The organism is Micromonospora sp. NPDC048905 (genome assembly GCF_040649655.1).
GTDB lineage: Bacteria > Actinomycetota > Actinomycetes > Mycobacteriales > Micromonosporaceae > Micromonospora.
This window is the reverse complement of record NZ_JBEZFV010000001.1, coordinates 481,678-500,090: the sequence shown is the minus strand read 5'-3', so window position 1 is coordinate 500,090 and position 18,413 is coordinate 481,678. Positions and strand designations below refer to the sequence as shown.

Genomic DNA, 18,413 nt, shown 5'->3' with positions numbered 1-18,413 from the left:
GTGGTACGAGCGATGAGCAACGTGCCGACCCTCCTTGAGATGCGCTCCATCACCAAGGAGTTCCCCGGAGTCAAGGCCCTCTCCGACGTCAACCTGGTGGTTCGCGCCGGTGAGATCCATGCCATCTGCGGCGAGAACGGTGCGGGCAAGTCCACGCTGATGAAGGTCCTCAGCGGGGTCTACCCGTACGGCAGCTATGACGGCCAGATCGTCTACCAGGGGTCGGAGACCAAGTTCTCCGACATCCGGGCCAGCGAGAGCGCCGGAATCGTGATCATCCACCAGGAGCTCGCGCTCATTCCAGGCATGTCGATCGCCGAGAACATCTTCCTCGGCAACGAGCCGCGCAAGCGGGGCGCGATCGACTGGAAGGCCGCGAACCGGATGGCGCTGGACCTGATGGCCCGGGTCGGTCTCCAGGAGGACCCGGACACCCTGATCAAGGACATCGGTGTCGGCAAGCAGCAACTCGTGGAGATCGCCAAGGCGTTCGCCAAGGACGTGAAGCTGCTCATCCTGGACGAGCCGACGGCCGCGCTGAACGAGGCGGATTCCCGGCACCTGCTGGACCTGCTGCGCGGCTTCCGCTCCCGCGGCATCACCTCGATCATGATCTCGCACAAGCTGAACGAGATCGAGGCGATCGCCGACCAGATCACCATCCTGCGCGACGGCCGGACCGTGGAGACCCTCGACGTCAAGGCGGACGGGGTCGACGAGGACCGGATCGTGCGGGGGATGGTCGGCCGTGAGCTGGGCAGCCGGTTCCCGGACCACACCCCGAAGATCGGTGACGTCTTCTTCGAGGTCCGCAACTGGAACGTCCGGCACCCGATCTCCGCCGACCGGCAGGTCTGCAAGAACGAGAGCTTCGTGGTGCGCCGCGGCGAGATCGTCGGCTTCGCCGGTCTCATGGGCGCGGGCCGCACGGAACTCGCGATGAGTGTCTTCGGCCGCTCCTACGGGGTGTACGAGTCGGGCACCATCATCAAGGACGGCAAGGAGATCGTCCTGAAGTCGGTCGCGGACGCGATCGACAACGGCCTCGCGTACGTCAGCGAGGACCGCAAGGCGATCGGCCTCAACCTGCTCGACGACATCAAGACGTCGACGGTGGCCGCCAAGCTGTCCAAGATCCGGCACCACGGCGTCCTGAACGAGGTCGAGGAGTACCAGGCGGCCGAGGCGTACCGCAAGGAGTTGCGGACCAAGGCCCCGACGGTCGACGAGGGCGTCTCGAAGCTCTCCGGCGGCAACCAGCAGAAGGTCGTGCTGGCGAAGTGGATGTTCACCGACCCGGACCTGCTGATCCTCGACGAGCCGACGCGCGGCATCGACGTCGGCGCCAAGTACGAGATCTACGGCATCATCCAGCGGCTCGCCGACCAGGGGAAGGGCGTCGTCGTCATCTCCTCGGAGTTGCCTGAGCTGATCGGGCTCTGCGACCGCATCTACACCGTGTTCGAAGGCGCCATCACGGGCGAGATCGCTCGGGCGGACGCCACCCCGGAAAACCTCATGAAGCAGATGACCTCGACGAAGAAGTTGGCCTCCCGATGAGCCGTATCAAGGACCTTCAGAAGAATCTGTTTGGAGGTACGACCTCCAACGCGCGCCAGTTCGGGATGATCTTCACCCTGGTGGCGATCGTCCTGATCTTCCAGATCTGGACCAACGGGCTGACGCTGCGCTCGGACAACCTGATCGCGCTGTTCCAGCAGAACTCGTACATCCTGATTCTGGCCATCGGCATGCTCATGGTGATCGTCGCCGGGCACATCGACCTGTCGGTCGGCTCGGTCGCGGCCTTCACCGGCATCCTGGTCGCCAAGTCGATGACCGAGTGGGACCTGCCGTGGCCCGCCGCCATCGTGTTCGGTCTCGCCATCGGCGCGGTGATCGGCGCCTGGCAGGGCTTCTGGGTGGCGTACGTCGGGGTGCCGGCGTTCATCGTCACCCTGGCCGGCATGCTGCTCTTCCGCGGCGGCAACCAGTTCATCGGCAACGCGCAGAGCATTCCGGTGCCGGAGGGCTTCCGGGACATCGGCTCCGGCTTCCTGCCCGAGTTCGGGCCGGACACCGGCTACAACAACGCGACGCTGCTGCTCGGCCTGGCCGCCGCGGTGGCCGTGGTGTGGCGCGAGCTTCAGGCCCGTAAGACCCGGCGGGCCATGGACGCCGACCCGGCACCCATGTGGATCTCGGTCCTGCGAATGGCCGTCATGGTCGGCGTGATCGCCTTCGCCTCGCTGCGCTTCGCCAGCGGTCGGGTCGGCACCAGCTTCCCGATCTCCGGCATCATCCTGCTGCTGCTGGTCATCGCGTACTCCTTCTACACCCGCAACACGGCCGGTGGCCGGCACATCTACGCGGTGGGCGGCAACTCCCGGGCGGCCGAGCTGTCCGGCGTGAAGCTCAAGCGGGTCAACTTCTTCGTCATGATGAACATGTCCGTCCTGGCCGCGCTGGCCGGCATGATCTTCGTGGCCCGTTCGGCGGCCTCCGGACCGCAGGACGGCAACGGCTGGGAGCTGGACGCGATCGCCGCGGTCTTCATCGGTGGCGCGGCTGTCGCCGGCGGTATCGGCACCATCAGTGGGTCGATCGTCGGTGGTCTCGTGATGGCCGTGCTCAACAACGGCCTCCAGCTGCAGGGCGTGGGCACCGACAAGGTCCAGATCATCAAGGGCCTGGTCCTGCTGCTGGCCGTCGCGATCGACGTCTACAACAAGAGCCAGGGGCGCTTCTCCATCATCGGGAGCCTGATGCGGCCGTTCCGCCGCGAGGACTCCGCTCCACCCGCCTCACCGCCGGACGCGGAGCGCGAGCCCGCCAAGGCAGCGGTGTCCAGCTGACGGTCACCGACCCCTCACCACCCCGTTACACATCCAGAAAGGCAAGTCCTCACCATGCGTAAATTCTTCGGCACGTCGGTGGTCGCCATCAGCGCCGCCGCGATGCTGGCCCTCGCCGGTTGCGGCTCCGGCCGTGACGGCGACTCCGGTTCCAAGGGCGACGCCGCCAAGGGTTTCCCGGCCAACTCGCTGATCGGCGTGGCCCTGCCGGCCAAGACCTCCGAGAACTGGGTCCTCGCCGGTGACCTGTTCAGCAACGGCCTCAAGGAGGCCGGCTTCGAGGGCAACGTGCAGTACGCCGGCGCGTCGACCACCGTCGCCGACCAGCAGGCGCAGATCACCTCCATGGTGACCAAGGGCGCCAAGGTCATCGTCATCGGCGCGACCGACGCCGCGCAGCTGTCGACCCAGGTCGCGGCGGCGCACGCCGCCGGTGTGAAGGTCATCGCCTACGACCGGCTGATCAAGAACACCCCGGACCTCGACTACTACGTCGCGTTCGACAACTTCAAGGTCGGCCAGCTCCAGGGCCAGGCCCTGCTGGACGGCATGAAGGCCAAGAAGCCGAACGGCCCGTACAACATCGAGCTGTTCTCCGGCTCGCCGGACGACAACAACGCCGGTGTCTTCTTCGACGGCGCGATGAGCGTGCTGAAGCCGGAGATCGACAAGGGCAACGTGGTCGTCGCCTCGGGTCAGAAGGACGTCAAGCAGACCGCCATCCAGGGCTGGAAGGCCGAGGGTGCGCAGGCCCGCATGGACCAGCTGCTGACCTCGACGTACGGCAGCAAGGAGCTGGACGGCGTCCTCTCCCCGAACGACACGCTGGCCCGCGCCATCCTGACCTCGGTCAAGGGCGCTGGTAAGCCGACCCCGATCGTCACCGGCCAGGACTCCGAGGTCGAGTCGGTCAAGTCGATCGTCAAGGGCGAGCAGTACATGACGATCAACAAGGACACCCGCAACCTGGTGAAGGAGACCATCAACATGGTCAAGGCTCTCCAGGCCGGTAACGCCCCGCAGGTGAACGACACCAAGTCCTACAACAACGGCAGCAAGGTCGTCGACACGTACCTGCTCCCGCCGGTCGCCGTCACCAAGGCGAACGCGGCCGAGGCGTACGCCAACGACCCGAAGCTCGCGCCGCTCACCAAGTAATCACCGCACGGTAGGCAGCAAGGCCGATGGGTCCCGGATCTCCTCTTCCGGGACCCATCGTCGTCCGGACTGCCCCGCGCCACCCGGCACCGACCCGGAAGGAGGTCTGACCGTGGCAACACCCGTCCGGTCCAGGCCTGCCGGCGTCGGACGCCAGACCGAACCTCCGCTGCCGTCGGTCCCCGGCGCCAGCCAGGAGGAGATCCGGCGGCAGAATCTCGGCGCCGTGCTGCGCTACGTCCACGTGCACGGGCCGACGTCCCGGGCCGAACTGACGAGCCGGCTCGGCCTCAACCGGAGCACCATCGGCGCGCTCGCGGCCGACCTGGTCGCCGGCGGCCTGGTCACCGAGGAGGCGCCGACCACCGCCCGCCGCGCCGGCCGGCCCTCACTCGTGGTCAGTCCCCGCTCCGACCGGGTCTACGCCCACGCGTTGAGCATCGACGCGGACCGGCTCCGCGCCGCACGAGTCGGCCTCGGTGGGCAGATCCTCGATCGGCGGGAGATCCCGCGACCCAGCGGCCTGTCGGCGATCGACGCCGTCCGGCCCCTCGCCGACCTGGTCCGGGACATGGAACGGTCCGTGGTCACCGACGCGCTGCTGGTCGGCGGCGCCGCCGCGGTCACCGACACCACCCGTGGTCAGGACGGCCGGATCCGGATCGCCAGCATCGACGAGACGCTCGGCGTCGCGCTGGAGGCGGAGTTCAGCGGCGGCCCCGGTTTCGTGGCCGGTGACCTGGCCGACATCGCCGGGCTGGCCGAGCACGTCCGGGGCGTGGCGGTGGGCATCGACGACGTCATCTACCTGCACGGCGACCTGGGCATCAGCGCCGGCATCATCGTCGGTGGCCGGCTGGTGATCGGGCACCGCGGGCACAGCGGCAAGGTCGGCCACATGGTCGTCAACCCGAACGGCCTGCCCTGCGGCTGCGGCTCACGTGGCTGTTGGGAGACCGAGATCTCCGAGGCCGCCCTGTTGCGGCACGCGGGCCGGGATCCGAGCGACCGCGCGGCGGTGGCCGAGGTGCTGCGCGCGGCGGCCGACGGCGACCGAACCGCCCGGGCCGCCGTCGAGCAGGTCGCCGGGTGGCTCGGCTTCGGCGTGGCGAACCTGGTCAACGTGGTCAACCCCGACGCCGTGGTGTTCGGCGGGTCGCTTCGCGACATCTTCACCGCCGGAGCGGACGTCGTCCGCGAGCGGTTGGACACGATGCCGCTGCCGGCCTCCCGCGAGCACCTGCGCCTGCGGGCGGCGGCACTCGGCCGCGACGCCGTCCTGATCGGGGCGGCCGAGCTGGCCTTCGACAAACTCCTGGCCGATCCGCTGAACGTCGGCGTCGCGGGCCAGGTCGGGACCACCGAGCCCGCGTAGCCGCGACCGCCCCCGTCGACGAACCGTCAGGGACTCGGCACCTCTTCCACCACGCTGCTGCCGCTGCCCGGCCGGGACTCCCAGGACCAGGTCTCGTGCAGCCGCACCCGGCCGTCGGGCAGCACCGACACCTCCGAGACGCAGTGCCCCGAGGACGTCTGACCGTCGGCGTTGAGCAGGACGTACCGGAAGTCCAGTCGGTCGCCCTCCCGGGTGCCGACGAGGTGGCCGCGCCGGATGGACCCGCCGGCGTACTCGGCCCACACCTCGCCGGCCCGCTCGTGGTACGTGAAGACGGTCTGCGTGCCCACCTCACCGGCCACCACGTCTGCCACGGCCCGGAACCGCCGACCGTCCACGGAGATCGAGATCGTCATCTGCCGAACCTAGTCGAAGCATCGTTCCCGTAATCCCTACCGTATGTTGTACGGTAGCGCGGTTGAACGCCTGCGGAAGGGGAGCGCTGTGCCGACAAGAGGTGACGCGATAGTGGCGGACGGGCTGCGTAAGCGGTATCGGGACCGCTACGCGCTGGACGGCTTCGACCTGCGGGTGCGGCCGGGGACGGTGTGTGGTCTGCTCGGCCCGAACGGGGCCGGCAAGACCACCTCGGTACGGATCCTGTCCACCCTGCTCCGGCTGGACGGGGGGCGTGCCGAGGTCGCCGGGTTCGACGTGACCCGCCAGCCCGACGAGGTGCGCTACCGGATCGGGCTGGTGGGGCAGCATCCCGCGCTCGACGAGGCCCTGAGCGGCCGACAGAATCTGGTGCTCTTCGGCCGGCTGTTCCACCTGGGCCGCCGCCGTGCCCGGCAGCGAGCGGTCGAGCTGCTGGAGCGCTTCGGTCTCGCCGATGCGGCCGAGCAGCCGGTCCGCACGTACTCGGGGGGCATGCGGCGCCGGCTCGACCTGGCGGCCGGCATGATCCTGGCCCCCGCGGTCCTCTTCCTCGACGAACCCACCACCGGGCTGGACCCGCGGGGCCGCAACGAGGTGTGGGAGTCGGTCCGGGAGTTGGTGCGTACCGGCACCACCGTGTTGCTCACCACCCAGCACCTGGACGAGGCCGACCAACTCGCCGACCGGATCTCGGTGGTCGAGGCCGGCCGGGTGATCGCCGAGGGCACTCCGGACGACCTCAAGACCCGCCTCGGTGGCGACCGGATCGAGGTGGTCGTCGCGGCCCCGGCCGACCTCGCCGCCGCCGTCGCCCAGGTACGCCGGGTGGCCGGCGACGAACCGACCGTCGACGTGGACCGGCGAATGGTGAGCGTCCAGGTCGGTCACCGGGCGGGCGCGCTCGTCGACGTGTTGCGGGCGTTGGACGCCGAGCACGTACCGGTGGCGGACGTCGCACTGCGCCGGCCCACCCTGGACGACGTGTTCCTGCACCTCACCGGGCACCGCACCCGGGCCACCGAGGAGGTGGCCGCATGAGCGCGGTGAGCACGCCGGTCCCGGGGGTGGACCTGACGCCCGGCCGGCCCGCCCTCCTGGCCGACAGCGCCACGTTGATCTGGCGCGGCCTGGCCCGGTGGCGACGCGACCCCGGCCCGCTGATCGCCTCGCTCGGCTTCAACATCCTGATCGTGCTGATGTTCGCGTACCTGTTCGGTGGCGCGTTGCAGGTGCCCGGCGGTGGCAGCTACCGGGAGTTCCTGATGCCCGGCATGTACGTGATGACGATGGTGTTCGGCATCAGCCTCACCACGATCGCTGTCGCCGAGGACCTGGAGCGCGGGGTGACCGACCGCCTCCGGTCGATGCCCGTCGCACCGCTGGCCCCGCTGGCGGCCCGGGCCGTGGCCGACATGCTGTTCGCCGTGGTCACCCTCGGGATCCTGCTGCTGACCGGTCTCGCGATCGGCTGGCGGGCGTACGGCGGGGCCGGTGCCACCCTCGCGGCGGTGGGGCTGATCCTGCTGCTGCGCTTCGCCCTGATCTGGGTCGGCATCTTCCTCGGGCTGGTCACCCGCGGGCAGACGGCCGTGGTGGCCGTGCAGACCCTGGAGTTTCCGCTCGGCTTCCTCTCCAACGCGTTCGTCGCACCGTCCACCATGCCTGCGTGGCTCGGTGCGGTGGCGGCCTGGAACCCGCTGTCGGCGACCGTCGGGGCCACCCGGGAGTTGTTCGGCAACCCCGGCTGGGGTGGTGACTCCTGGGCGGCGCAGCACTACCCGTTGCTGGCGGTGCTCTGGCCGGTCGTCCTGGTCGCGGTCTTCCTGCCGCTCTCGGTCGCCCGCTACCGCCGACTGGCCGGCTGACCCGCCCGACGGACGGGCCGCCGGTGGTCGACCCACCGGCCCGGACGGGTGATCGCCGAGCCCCCGTGGCCCGGCGATCACCCGCTCGTCGACTACGCGATCCGGCGCACCCGGCGGATGGCGAGGTAGAGCAGGAGCAGGGCCAGGGCGACGAAGATGCCGGTCTCGATTCCCTGGAACAGCCAGAACCGGTCCGCCGGCTGGTACAGCTGCCAGTTGTACGCGCCCGGCTCGAGTCCCAGTTCCGCACCGCAGACCCGACCCTCCGGCCCCTTACCGCCCGGCGGACACTGGATCCGGCCGCCCTCCGAGATCATCGTGCCGTCGGGGTTCCGGACGCCCTGGGCGAGGACCCAGTCGCCCCGGCTGATCTCCGGTGGCCCTTCCCCCTCGATCGGGAAGGTCTGGGTGTGGGCCGGCTGGTAGTGCCGTCGGGCCAGCAGCTCCACCGCCGTCCGGACGCCGATGAAACCGGCGAGGGTGATGCCCATGGCGGGCAGCATCCGCTTCCAGACGGTGCCGGCGAAGACGCCGAGCGCCACGGCGAACAGGGTGTACCCGATCGGGACGATGCCCTGCAGATCGAAGACGATCATGCCGAACCGGCCCTCGTGCGCGGCCTGGGTGAGCGGATCGACCCACCAGGACATGCCCAGCCCGTAGATCGTCGCGAGGACCAGGACGGCCCCGCTCACCAGCCCGAACTTCACCAGCGCCCAGCGGGTCCGGCCGACGCCCTGGGTCCAGACGAACCGGTGCGTGCCGTGCTCCACCTCGCGGGCGACCAGTGGGGCGCCCCAGAAGAGGCCGACAAGGGCCGGCAGGGTGATCAGCAGTACGGCCACCAGACTGAGACTGCCGTACTGGTTGCCGAAGCGCCGGAAGCCCGCATCGCAGGTCTCCCGGGTCGTCTGGGCCACGTCGGCGCGGGCGAGTTGGCTGGCGCAGTCCGTCAGCCCGAGGTCGGCGAAGGTGTTCCGCATGGCCAGGCCGATGGGCACCAGCAGGGCGGCGAGCGCCACGAGCCCCAGCAGGGTGTAGAGCGCCTGCTTGCGGTGTTGCCGCCAGGTCAACCAGATCATGCTGCCACTCCCCACTCGCTGTGCCGGGTCTGCGTGGTGCCGTCGGCCAGGTAGGCCAGCACGACGTCCTCCAGGCTGACCTCGCGGACCGTCCAGGCCGGGTCGGTGACCGGGCCGTCGGTGCGGACCAGCAGCGTGGACTGCCGATCGGTGTGGCTGGCCCGGACCACGGCGGCGACGCCCCCGATGACGCCGTCGTCGTGCCGGGGGCCGACCAGTTGGCGGTGCTCGGCGACCAGGTCGTCGACCGCGCCGGTGAGCTGCACCTGGGCGGAGTTCAGCACGATCAGGTAGTCGCAGACCCGCTCCAGGTCGGCCAGCAGGTGCGAGGAGAGCAGGACCGTGGTGCCGGATTCCGCGACGCTGCCCATCAGCGACTGGAGGAACTCCCGTCGGGCCAGGGGGTCGAGGCTGGCCACCGGTTCGTCGAGCAGCAGCAGCCGGGGCTGCTTGGCCAACGCGAGGGCGAGCGCCACCTGGGCCCGTTGGCCGCCGGAGAGTTTGCCGACCGGTCGGTCCGGGGGGATGCCGAGCTGGGCCAACCGCTGACGGGCCAACGTGGCGTCCCACCGCTTGTTCAGCTTGCCGCCGGCGATGACCAGCTCGGCCGCGGTGAAGTCCCGGTAGAGCGGGGTGTCCTGGGCGACGAACCCGATGTCGGCCAGCCCCTCCGTGTCGCCGTAGGGGGATCTGCCGAAGACCCGGACCGCGCCCGCGTCGGGCTTGAGCAACCCGACGGCCAGGTGCAGCAGGGTGCTCTTGCCCGCGCCGTTCGGCCCGACCAGCGCGGCGATCCGGCCGGCCGGCAGGTGCAGCGAGCAGTCCCGCAACGCCCAGGTGCTGCCGTACCGCTTGCCCAGCCGGTCGGCCTCCAAGACCATGTCCATCCTCTGTCCTCTCGATCCGGCTGCGCCCGCGGTGGGGGAGCAGCCGTTGCTTCGGTGCCTGGTGGTTCGCTTGCCGGGCACGCTCAGGCGGGCTCCTTCTGCGGGGCGTCGTCGGCGAGGGTGGCGCGCAGCGTGGTCTCCACCAGGGCGATGACGTCCTCGGCCGAGAGGCCCGCGGTCTGCGCGCGGTGCAACCAGGCGACCAGGTCCTCGCGGAGCTCGGCCTGGTTGGGCAGGGACGCGCCGGCCAGGGTGCGCTGGACGAACGTGCCCACCCCGGGTCGGCCGCCGACCAGACCCTCGATCTCCAACTCCCGGTACGCCTTCAGCACCGTGTTCGGGTTGATCGCCAGTGACTGCGCGACGTCCCGGACCTTCGGCAACTGGTCGCCCGGCGTCAGCAGACCGACGCGCAGCGCCTGCTTCACCTGCTGCACGAGCTGCATGTAGGTGTTCACCTTCGACCGGCTGTCCAACACGAACTCGATCACTCGGGATGATCCTTCCTGTTGTCCTACGACAGTAGGACTAATAGACAGCTTCGTCGGGGACCCCCGCCGCTGTCAAGCGCGCGGCGCGTCGCGATGCATCCGGCGCGTCGGTCTCGGTGGCACCGGCGGGCCAGAGGTTGGCACCAACGGGCCAACCAAACGGGAAGGGACCGGCACGAAAGTCGTGTCGACGGAGAGGTGTTCGATGGTCACCAACGACGTGGCGACGTCGACAGCGACTCCACTACAGGTGGCTCGCGCCCGGGGGCGGGTACGCGGCCGGCTGATCCTGCTCGGCCCGGCGTTCGTCGCCGCCGTCGCCTACGTCGACCCCGGCAACTTCGCCACCAACTCCGCCGCCGGCGCCCGCTACGGCTACCTGCTGGTCTGGGTCGTGGTGGTGGCCAACCTGATGGCGATGCTGGTGCAGACCCTCACCGCCAAGTTGGGTCTGGCCACCGGGCGCAGCCTGCCCGAGCTGTGCCGGGAGCGGCTGCCCCGGCCGCTGAACCGGCTGATGTGGGTGCAGGCCGAGTTGGTCGCCATGGCCACCGACCTGGCCGAGGTGATCGGTGGCGCGGTCGCCCTCTACCTGCTCTTCGGCATCCCGCTGCTGCCCGGCGGGCTCATCATCGGCACGGCGGCGTTCGCCGTGCTCGCCCTGCGCTCGCGCGGGTTCCGCGCCTTCGAGATCGCCATCGCCGTACTGCTCGGTGTGATCGTCCTGGCCTTCACCGCCAACCTGCTCGCCTCCGGCTCCGACCCCGGCTCCGCCGTGGCCGGTCTGGTGCCCCGGCTCCAGGGCACCGACAGTGTGCTGCTGGCCGCCGGCATCCTGGGCGCCACCGTCATGCCGCACGTCATCTACGTGCACTCCGCGCTGACCCGCGACCGCATCCCGGCCACCGACGACACCGAGCGTCGGGTCCTGTTCCGGGGCCAGCGCACCGACGTACTGCTCGCCCTGAGCGCGGCCGGCGCGGTGAACCTCGCCATGCTGCTGATCGCGGCGGCCAGCTTCCGCGGCGGCGGCCCGGGTGGCGCGGACAGCCTGGAGGGTGTGCACGCCGGGCTCGGCCAGAGCATCGGCACCGCCGCGGCGTTCGGGTTCGCCGTCGCCCTGCTGGTGTCCGGGCTGGCCTCCACGAGCGTCGGCACCTACGCCGGCGAGGTGATCATGCAGGGCTTCCTGCGGCGGCGGGTCCCACTGCTGCTGCGCCGGCTGGTCACCCTGGTGCCGGCCCTGGCCGTGCTCGCCATCGGCCTCGACCCCACCCGAGCCCTGGTCCTGTCCCAGGTCATCCTCAGTTTCGGCATCCCGTTCGCGCTGATCCCGGTGGTCGCCTTCACCCGGCGGCGCGACCTGATGGGCAACCTGGTCAACCATCCGCTCACCACCGCGGCCGCGTCGCTGGTGGCCGTACTGGTGGTCGCGCTCAACGCGTTCCTGCTCTGGCAGGTAACCGCCGGCTGAGCCGGCGTGGCCGGTTAAGCCGGCTGGCCGGCTCGCTGGCCAGCCGTCCAGATGCGGACGTCCGCCCGAGCGTGATGCCTGTGAGTCATCTTGATGACTCACAGGCATCAGACGCGTTGGCGACCCTGCCCCCGGCTTCGGGCGGCCGGGCCGGTGGTGCGCGCGGTCAGGTGCGCCGGCCCTCGTCGCGGGTGGGGATCTCCTGGCGCTGTTCCAGGGCGTCCGCCGGGTTGGCGTCGGCCGGCAGTGACGTCACCTCTTCGAGCGTGCCGGCCGGAAGGGCGCCCTGCTCGGCCAGGTCGGCCTCGGACGCCTCCGGGTCGACGTCACCCGACACCCGGTCCGGCGGCCCGTAGTCGACGGCGTCCTGTCGCTGCTCCTGGGCGTCCGCCTCCGGGGGAGGAAACGTGTCGCCCTGGTCGTCCCGGTACGTGCTCATCGGAGCCTCCCACCCGGCGGGTGTCGACGTGCCGCCGGGCCACTGCCTACCCGGCATCGCGGAACTCAGACCTGCCGCTTCGATCCGAGCCGCTGGCAACGAGTGACCGGCCGGGGTGGCCTTTCCTCGACGACAGGCCCGGCCACGTCCGCGCGCTGACCCCGCCGGTGGCCCGGATCGGCCAGGATGGGCAGGTGGCCCGGGGCGCGGCCGTGACGAGGAGGGTGGGCGATGCGGGTACGCGGGCGGTTGACCTGGGGGCGGCGAGCCCGTGCGGGTGCGGCGCTGGCGGCGCTGCTCGCCGGCGCGGGGGCGTCGACCATCGCGCTGACACCGGCAGTGGCGGCGGGTGCGGTGGCGGCCGGGACGCCGGTGTGCCAGGTGCGTGACGACCGGCTCCGCGAGATCTCCGGGATGGTCGCCACCGACGACGGGTACGTCATGATCAACGACGGTGCCGACGACGAGGCCCGCCGCCGGATCTTCTTCCTCGACGAGCGATGCGCGGTGGTCCGGGCGGTGGCCTTCCCGTCCCGGCCCCGCGACACCGAGGACCTGGCCATCGGTCGCGACGGCACCGTCTGGGTCGCCGACATCGGCGACAACGACCACTCCCGGTCGACGATCGCCATCTGGCGACTCGCTCCCGGAGCGGACGAGCCGGTGCTGCACCGGATGACCTACCCGGACCGCCCGCACGACGCGGAGGCGTTGCTGCTGGACGCGTCCGGTCGGCCGCTGATCATCACGAAGGGCGGCAGTGGCACCGTCTTCCTGTACGCCCCGACCGCCGCACTGCGGCCGGGGGCGACGACGCCGCTGGCCTCGGTCGGCCAGGTGACCCTGCCGACGACGAGCACCAGCAACCCGTTCTCGTTCCTCGGACGGGGTGTGATCACCGGGGCGGCGAGCGCACCGGACGGGCGTCGGGTGGTGCTGCGCAGCTACGCCGACGCCTTCGAGTACGACGTGCCCGATGGCGAGGTGGTCCGCGCGCTGACCGCGGGCACCGCGCGGGTCACCCCGTTGCCGGACGAGCCCCAGGGTGAGTCGGTCACCTACAGCCGCGACGGCAGGTCGTTGCTCACCGTCTCCGAATCCGCCGACCAGCCACCGGGCACCCGCCCGACGATCCTGCGCTACCCGACCACGGACGGACCGGCAACCACCGCGCGTCCGACGGGGCCAGCCGCGTCGGAGTTGCCCACCCTCGTTCGTCCCATCGCCGAGGACACCACCGGCCTGAGCCGCCGGACCTGGGTGCTGGCGGCCGGGGCCGGAACACTCGTGGCGCTGCTCGGCCTGGCCGGCGTGCTGCGCTGGCGGCACACGGCGCGCCGGTGAGCGAACGTCGGCGGTGCGGCAGGATGGTGGGATGTCCGTGCTGTCCACGTTGCGTCACCCGATCATCGCGGCTCCGATGGCCGGTGGCCCGTCCACGCCGGCGCTCGTGGCAGCCGTCTCCGCCGCCGGTGGACTGGGCTTCCTGGCCGCCGGGATGATCGACACCGAGCGGTTGGCCACCGACGTCGCGCAGGTCCGCGCGCGCACCGACCGGCCGTTCGGCGTCAACGTCTTCCTGCCCGACCCCGGTGGCGTGGACGACGCCGCCGTCCGGGCGTACGCGGAACGGCTCGCCCCGCAGGCCGCCGAGCGCGGGGTGAGCCTGGGCGAGCCGGTCGGCGGCGACGACGCGTACCCGGAGAAGGTGGCCGCGCTGCTCGCGGACCCGGTCCCGGTCGTGTCCTTCGTGTTCGGGCTGCCGGACCGGGCGACGGTGCGCGCCCTGCGCGAGCGGGGCACCGAGGTGTGGGCCACCGTCACCCGCCCGGACGCGGCGACGGTCGCCGCCGACCTGGGTGTGGACGCGGTGGTGGTGCAGGGCACCGAGGCCGGTGGGCATCGGGGTGGCCTGCCGGACGACGACGACTACGCGCTGTTGCCCCTGCTCCGGCTGGTCGCCGCCCGCTGCGACCTGCCCCTGGTGGCCGCGGGCGGCATCGTCGACGGTCCCGCGCTGGCCGCCGCGCTGGCCGCCGGTGCCGCCGCCGCGCAGCTCGGCACGGCCTTCCTGCGCTGCCCGGAGGCGGGCAGTTCGGCGATGCACCGGGCAGCGGTGGCCGGGGCCGCGCCGACCGCGCTGACCCGGTCGTACACCGGTAAGCGAGCTCGGGGGGTGGCCAACGACTTCCTGCGCCAGCACGACGCGTCGGCGCCGACCGGTTATCCCCAGGTGCTGCACCTGACGCGTCCGCTGCTGGCCGCCGCCCGGCGCGACGGCGACGCGTCGGTGGCGAACCTGTGGGCGGGGCAGGCGCACCCCCTCGCCCGGGAGCTGCCGGCAGCCGACGTGGTCACCGAGGTGAGCGCCGGTGCCCGAGCCGCGCTGGCGGCGGTGGTCGAGCGGTCGGCACGCTGGGGCTGACCGGCGGCCTCGGGTGGGGCGGGACGGGCCGGTCGGGAAACCCGTAGAGTTCCGCCGTGATCGAGATCGGTGCGCAGGTCGACCTGTCCCACCCGCCCGACCGGGTCTGGCTCGCACTGACCGACCGGAAGCTGCTCGGACGGTGGTTCGCCGAGGCCGACACCGTCGAGGGCGTGGCGGACCGGCTGCTGCTGCGCACGGCCGAGTTGCCCGGCTTCGAGGCCGACGTCGAGGTCGAGGTGACCGAGCGGCGGGAAGCGGCACTCCTCGTGCTGGCCTGCGACGAGGCCGGCCGGCTCAGTGAGCTGACCTGCGTGGTCACGGCCACCAGCCAGGGCTGCCGGCTGGAGGTGCGGGAGGTCACGACGCACGGCGCGTGGTCCGCCGAGCAGCACGACCCACGTGAGCAGCAGGTGCGGCAGGCGCTCACCGTACGACTCCCGGCCATCCTCGACTGGCTCGCGTTCCAGCAGGTCGACCTGCGCCGCGGCGACGGTGCGATGACCACCGAGCTGCCGCTGATCGCGCTCCGCACGTCCGGGCGCACCCGCCGTCGGCGTCGGACCCTCGTCGCCCTGATCGGCGGGGCCGCGCTGCTGGCGGGGACGGCGGCCTGGATAACGTTGCCGCCCGAGTCGACACCCACCGCCGCGCCGGCATCGGCAGGCGCGCCGTCGCCGTCCGGTACGGCCGGCACGACCGCCGCCGCCCGTAAGGCGACCCCGTCGGTACGCCCCTCGCGGAGCACCGCGTCCGCGACCACCCGCCCGAGTCCGACCCCGACGGCGACGGCCACGCCCCCGAGTCCGGCCGCGTCCGCTGTGCCACCCCCGCCGCCGGCGTCGCCGGTGCCCATGGTGGCCCGCTACGAGACCGACTCCAGCCGCCTGTTCGGCTACACCGGTGCGGTCGTGGTCGAGAACCCGAGCGGCGTACCGGTGGCGGACTGGGCCGTGGTGGTCACTCTCGGCGAGGGCACCACCGTCGACGACGTCGACGGCGCGAACTGGCGACAGGACGGGAGGTCGATCACCTTCACCGGCGCCGCGGTGGTGGCCGGAGGCTCGCAGACGATCAGCTTCGACGTCCGCGACAGCCGGCCGAAGGCCCGGCAACCGGAGAGCTGCACGATCGGGGGGCAACCCTGCGCGGGCCTCTGACTAGGCTGCCGGCATGGCACTGCTGCACAAGGCGACCCTGAACCCCACGAAGCTCGACCTGCTGGCGACCTGGCTTCCCGACCGACCCTGGTACGCCGGGTCCGCCGGCGTCGAGCTGGTGAGCCGAGGCGCCTACCGCTTCGACGATCCGGCCGGCGAGGTCGGCATCGAGACCATCCTGGTCAGCACCCCCGACGGGCCGGTCCATCACGTCCCGCTCACCTACCGGGCCGGTCCCCTGGACGGTGCGGACGCCTGGCTGGTCGGCACCACCGACCACTCGGTGCTCGGCCGGCGCTGGGTGTACGACGGCTGCGTGGACCACGTGTACGCCGCCGCGCTCGCCCACGCGATCCGCACCGGCGCCGGCCAGGCAGAGCAGTACTTCGAGGTGGACGGTCGGCGTGAGGTGCGCGAGCCAAGTGTGACGATCACCGCCAGCGGCGCCGTGGACGCCGACGCGGCACCGGTCGGTCCCGTGCGCCGGGTGGTCGACGAGGACAGCACGCTCGTCGTCACCGACACCGTCGAGTTGGTCGTCGTCCGCCGCCCCGGTGCCGCCGAGGCCGCCGGGGCGGCCCTGCTCGGCAGTTGGAGCGGGCAACCGACGAGCGTGCCACTGGCGTACGTCCGGACGCGCTGAGCGTGCGGTGGGCGGCCCGACGAGTCCGGCCGCCCACCGCGTTCACCACTGCGCCGGAGGCGGGGGCGGCGACACGGGCGGCCGGTCGTCGCAGGTGATCGTGTTGGGCAGCAGCCACGGCGCGAGCCACCCGCCGTCGTTGCCGCCGAGGTCGGTCAGTGTGAACTCCGAACCGGCCGGGGTGAAGTGGAACGAACCGCAGTTGTTGACAGCCACCGCGCCCACGTGGCGGGCGTCCACGTTGGCGAACGAGGCGGACCCCGCCGCGCGGGCGCTGACCACCGAGGTGCCGGTGCCGTCGACCCGGATGTCCCGGAACCGTACGTTGGAGATCGAGTAGAGGTCCTTCACCGGCCAGTCGCTCACCAGCATGATCGCGTTGTAGGTGCTGTCGAGGTACGCGTCGCCGGTCACCTCGATGGCCGCGTCGATGCTGCGGTCCAGGGCGAAGAACCAGATGGCGCCCAGCCCGATGTTCCAGTTCAGGTCGTACGTGCCGGCGCGGGCGGTGGTGTTGTCGGTGATCCGCAGGTGCCCGGTGAAGGGCTCCGCGCCGAAGCGGGCGCCGACGTGGATGCCGCTGCCCTCGCGGACCGGGTCGGCGACGAGGTTGTGCGAGACGGTGGTGTCCGTACCGCCGTAGATGGCGATGCCGTTGGCCAGGGTCGGTGACTGCACGGTGTTGTGGTCGAACGTGTTGCGCGCGTTCGCCGTCTTCTCCGACCACATCGCCAGACCGTCGTCGCCGGTGTTGCGGACGAAGTTGTGCGCCACGAGGGAGTCGGTCACGCCGGTGTGGAAGTTGAGCGCGTCGGCGATCTGGTCGACGACGATGTTGTTGGTGACGCGGACGTTGCGCATCGGCCCGTCGAACCACAGGCCGGCCTTGGTGTGGCGCAGGTAGAGCCCGTCGATCGTGGAGTCGCTCATCGCCCCACCGATCGCGTTGACCTGGTCGGTGTCGATGCGCTCCCGGACGTCCCCCTCGATGGTGAAGCCGGAGAGGTGGACGTTGCGGCTGCCGCCGTCGGCGGCGTCACGGCCGTAGAACCCGACGCCGGTGTGCACCGAGCCGTCCGGTGCGGGGGTCGGCAGGGCGACCTCGCGGCCCTTGATGATGGTGTGCCAGTTGCCGGCGCCCTCGATGGTCACGTCGTCGACGATGATGTGCCGGTTGACCTGGTAGGTGCCCGGCGGGAGGTACACCTTGAGGTGGGCGCGCCGGGCGAAGGCGATGGCGCGGTCGATGGCGTCGGCGGAGTCCCGTCGTCCGGTGGGGTCGGCGCCGAAGGCGAGCACGTTCGCCGCGAGCAGCCGGACGCGCGGCGGCGCGACCAACTCGGAGTCGAGCAGGTCGACGACGGTCCAGGCGGCGGCGCTGCCGGTCGGCGCGGTCAGGCGGATCCGGTCGCCGGCCCGGTAGGTGCGCCCGAGCAGCAGGCGTTGCTCGTCGTAGAAGTGGGTGGGCCGGAACGGCTTGTCGATGACCGGGGCCGGGGTGGTGGCCGCCGGCACGCACTGGCACTCGGTGATCCACCAGTCCGGGTGCAGCAGCCCGGCCTGGGGGTCGTTGGTGAACGGGTACTGGTTGTAGAGCCACGAGTACTGCGAGGTCAGCGTCATGGTGCGCGCGTGCTTGCCGTTGACCGCGACGCGCAGCGGAGCGGTGATCCCACCGCCTTGCGGCGCGTCCGGGATGCTGTACCGCACGCTTATCGCGTTCGCCGCGCTGGGTAGGACGAACTCCACGTACTCCCCGGGGGTGAGCCGGACCGCCCGGCGGCCGGAGGCCTCGGCGGGCAGCGTGTAGGCCGACCGGTCGGGGCCGATGATCTCGCCGTTGGTGCGCGCGTTCTCCGCCTCCTGTTCGACGAAGTCGACGTCGGCGCCGCGCCCGGCGACGAGTGCCGGGTCGAGGGCGGCGCGGGTGACCACCGGCCGCGCGCCGGCGGGCGCGGATGGGCCGGCGACGGCCACGGTGGGCACGGCGACGAGCACGGCGAGGCCGGCCGCGAGCGCCACGGCGGTGCCGGCAGGTCGGCCGGGTCGTCCCCGGGCCGACATGAGGCTGTGAATCATCGGTGACCCTCCTGGGTGGGTGGTGGTGGTGGAGGTCCGCCCGGCGCTTCCCCCGACGCCCGACATTGATCGTCATGATGC

General features: G+C 71.6%; 17 protein-coding genes. 11 read left to right on the top strand and 6 right to left on the bottom strand.

Going from position 1 to position 18,413, the window contains the following annotated elements:
• Positions 1-12: 12 nt before the first annotated feature.
• From mmsA to AB0C01_RS02255, 4 genes are all read left to right on the top strand, one after another.
• Positions 13-1,560, top strand: a complete 1,548-nt coding sequence (mmsA, locus tag AB0C01_RS02270; protein WP_357246037.1) for a multiple monosaccharide ABC transporter ATP-binding protein — start codon at positions 13-15, stop codon at positions 1,558-1,560.
• A complete protein-coding gene (gene mmsB / locus AB0C01_RS02265) occupies positions 1,557-2,855 on the top strand; it encodes a multiple monosaccharide ABC transporter permease (protein ID WP_357246034.1) in 1,299 nt (432 codons plus the stop codon). Before mmsA ends, mmsB begins: the two co-directional genes overlap by 4 nt.
• 54 nt (positions 2,856-2,909) lie before the next feature.
• Complete coding sequence (locus AB0C01_RS02260; protein WP_357246031.1) at positions 2,910-4,013, top strand: sugar-binding protein; 1,104 nt, start codon at positions 2,910-2,912, stop codon at positions 4,011-4,013.
• 169 nt (positions 4,014-4,182) lie between these two features.
• Entirely contained in the window at positions 4,183-5,388 is a 1,206-nt protein-coding gene (locus AB0C01_RS02255; protein WP_357570249.1) for an ROK family transcriptional regulator, read from the top strand.
• Between the two features lie 26 nt (positions 5,389-5,414).
• Here the strand turns inward: AB0C01_RS02255 and AB0C01_RS02250 are convergent, their stop codons facing one another.
• Positions 5,415-5,765 carry a hypothetical protein gene (locus AB0C01_RS02250; protein WP_357570000.1) on the bottom strand — a complete coding sequence of 117 codons (351 nt, stop codon included), beginning with the start codon at positions 5,763-5,765 and terminating at the stop codon, positions 5,415-5,417.
• 88 nt (positions 5,766-5,853) lie between these two features.
• Here AB0C01_RS02250 and AB0C01_RS02245 point away from each other — a divergent pair, with 88 nt between their 5' ends.
• Positions 5,854-6,825 (top strand): ATP-binding cassette domain-containing protein, encoded by a 972-nt coding sequence (locus AB0C01_RS02245; RefSeq protein ID WP_357246025.1) that lies wholly within the window; start codon positions 5,854-5,856, stop codon positions 6,823-6,825.
• Positions 6,822-7,652: an ABC transporter permease gene (locus AB0C01_RS02240; RefSeq protein ID WP_357246022.1), complete on the top strand. Its 831-nt coding sequence runs from the start codon at positions 6,822-6,824 to the stop codon at positions 7,650-7,652. Before AB0C01_RS02245 ends, AB0C01_RS02240 begins: the two co-directional genes overlap by 4 nt.
• Before the next feature lie 92 nt (positions 7,653-7,744).
• Here AB0C01_RS02240 and AB0C01_RS02235 read toward each other — a convergent pair whose 3' ends face one another.
• The 3 genes from AB0C01_RS02235 to AB0C01_RS02225 form a co-directional block, all read right to left on the bottom strand.
• A complete protein-coding gene (locus tag AB0C01_RS02235; protein WP_357569999.1) occupies positions 7,745-8,734 on the bottom strand; it encodes a transporter in 990 nt (329 codons plus the stop codon).
• Complete coding sequence (locus AB0C01_RS02230) at positions 8,731-9,621, bottom strand: ABC transporter ATP-binding protein (RefSeq protein ID WP_357246016.1); 891 nt, start codon at positions 9,619-9,621, stop codon at positions 8,731-8,733. Before AB0C01_RS02230 ends, AB0C01_RS02235 begins: the two co-directional genes overlap by 4 nt.
• Positions 9,622-9,704: 83 nt before the next feature.
• The gene (locus AB0C01_RS02225; RefSeq protein WP_357246013.1) at positions 9,705-10,112 is read right to left on the bottom strand and encodes a GntR family transcriptional regulator; all 408 of its coding nucleotides are present in this window, start codon (positions 10,110-10,112) and stop codon (positions 9,705-9,707) included.
• A 205-nt stretch (positions 10,113-10,317) separates the two neighbouring features.
• Here AB0C01_RS02225 and AB0C01_RS02220 point away from each other — a divergent pair, with 205 nt between their 5' ends.
• Positions 10,318-11,586 carry an Nramp family divalent metal transporter gene (locus AB0C01_RS02220; protein ID WP_357569998.1) on the top strand — a complete coding sequence of 423 codons (1,269 nt, stop codon included), beginning with the start codon at positions 10,318-10,320 and terminating at the stop codon, positions 11,584-11,586.
• Positions 11,587-11,752: 166 nt separating this feature from the next.
• On the opposite strand, the gene AB0C01_RS02215 is transcribed toward AB0C01_RS02220, so the two are convergent.
• Positions 11,753-12,025, bottom strand: a complete 273-nt coding sequence (locus tag AB0C01_RS02215) for a hypothetical protein (protein WP_357246010.1) — start codon at positions 12,023-12,025, stop codon at positions 11,753-11,755.
• 231 nt (positions 12,026-12,256) lie between these two features.
• Here AB0C01_RS02215 and AB0C01_RS02210 point away from each other — a divergent pair, with 231 nt between their 5' ends.
• The 4 genes from AB0C01_RS02210 to AB0C01_RS02195 are packed head-to-tail and all read left to right on the top strand — an operon-like array spanning position 12,257 to position 16,253.
• The gene (locus AB0C01_RS02210) at positions 12,257-13,369 is read left to right on the top strand and encodes a hypothetical protein (protein WP_357246008.1); all 1,113 of its coding nucleotides are present in this window, start codon (positions 12,257-12,259) and stop codon (positions 13,367-13,369) included.
• A gap of 31 nt (positions 13,370-13,400) precedes the next feature.
• Positions 13,401-14,450: a nitronate monooxygenase gene (locus tag AB0C01_RS02205; RefSeq protein ID WP_357246005.1), complete on the top strand. Its 1,050-nt coding sequence runs from the start codon at positions 13,401-13,403 to the stop codon at positions 14,448-14,450.
• A gap of 56 nt (positions 14,451-14,506) precedes the next feature.
• Positions 14,507-15,610, top strand: coding sequence for a cellulose binding domain-containing protein (locus AB0C01_RS02200; protein ID WP_357246002.1), 1,104 nt, complete (start codon positions 14,507-14,509; stop codon positions 15,608-15,610).
• 13 nt (positions 15,611-15,623) lie between these two features.
• On the top strand, positions 15,624-16,253 hold the full coding sequence (locus AB0C01_RS02195; protein WP_357245999.1) for a hypothetical protein: 630 nt from the start codon (positions 15,624-15,626) through the stop codon (positions 16,251-16,253).
• A gap of 42 nt (positions 16,254-16,295) precedes the next feature.
• Here AB0C01_RS02195 and AB0C01_RS02190 read toward each other — a convergent pair whose 3' ends face one another.
• Entirely contained in the window at positions 16,296-18,332 is a 2,037-nt protein-coding gene (locus tag AB0C01_RS02190) for a glycosyl hydrolase family 28-related protein (RefSeq protein ID WP_357569997.1), read from the bottom strand.
• Positions 18,333-18,413: the final 81 nt, after the last annotated feature.

Excerpts from the sequence above, each read along its gene's own strand:
- mmsB (WP_357246034.1), top strand. The coding sequence starts at position 1,557 with ATGAGCCGTATCAAGGACCTTCAGAAGAATCTGTTTGGAGGTACGACC.
- AB0C01_RS02240 (WP_357246022.1), top strand. The coding sequence starts at position 6,822 with ATGAGCGCGGTGAGCACGCCGGTCCCGGGGGTGGACCTGACGCCCGGC.
- AB0C01_RS02220 (WP_357569998.1), top strand. The coding sequence starts at position 10,318 with ATGGTCACCAACGACGTGGCGACGTCGACAGCGACTCCACTACAGGTG.
- AB0C01_RS02195 (WP_357245999.1), top strand. The coding sequence starts at position 15,624 with ATGGCACTGCTGCACAAGGCGACCCTGAACCCCACGAAGCTCGACCTG.
- mmsA (WP_357246037.1), top strand. The coding sequence starts at position 13 with ATGAGCAACGTGCCGACCCTCCTTGAGATGCGCTCCATCACCAAGGAG.
- AB0C01_RS02230 (WP_357246016.1), bottom strand. The coding sequence starts at position 9,621 with ATGGACATGGTCTTGGAGGCCGACCGGCTGGGCAAGCGGTACGGCAGC.
- AB0C01_RS02260 (WP_357246031.1), top strand. The coding sequence starts at position 2,910 with ATGCGTAAATTCTTCGGCACGTCGGTGGTCGCCATCAGCGCCGCCGCG.
- AB0C01_RS02190 (WP_357569997.1), bottom strand. The coding sequence starts at position 18,332 with ATGATTCACAGCCTCATGTCGGCCCGGGGACGACCCGGCCGACCTGCC.
- AB0C01_RS02210 (WP_357246008.1), top strand. The coding sequence starts at position 12,257 with ATGCGGGTACGCGGGCGGTTGACCTGGGGGCGGCGAGCCCGTGCGGGT.
- AB0C01_RS02215 (WP_357246010.1), bottom strand. The coding sequence starts at position 12,025 with ATGAGCACGTACCGGGACGACCAGGGCGACACGTTTCCTCCCCCGGAG.
- AB0C01_RS02235 (WP_357569999.1), bottom strand. The coding sequence starts at position 8,734 with ATGATCTGGTTGACCTGGCGGCAACACCGCAAGCAGGCGCTCTACACC.
- AB0C01_RS02205 (WP_357246005.1), top strand. The coding sequence starts at position 13,401 with ATGTCCGTGCTGTCCACGTTGCGTCACCCGATCATCGCGGCTCCGATG.
- AB0C01_RS02250 (WP_357570000.1), bottom strand. The coding sequence starts at position 5,765 with ATGACGATCTCGATCTCCGTGGACGGTCGGCGGTTCCGGGCCGTGGCA.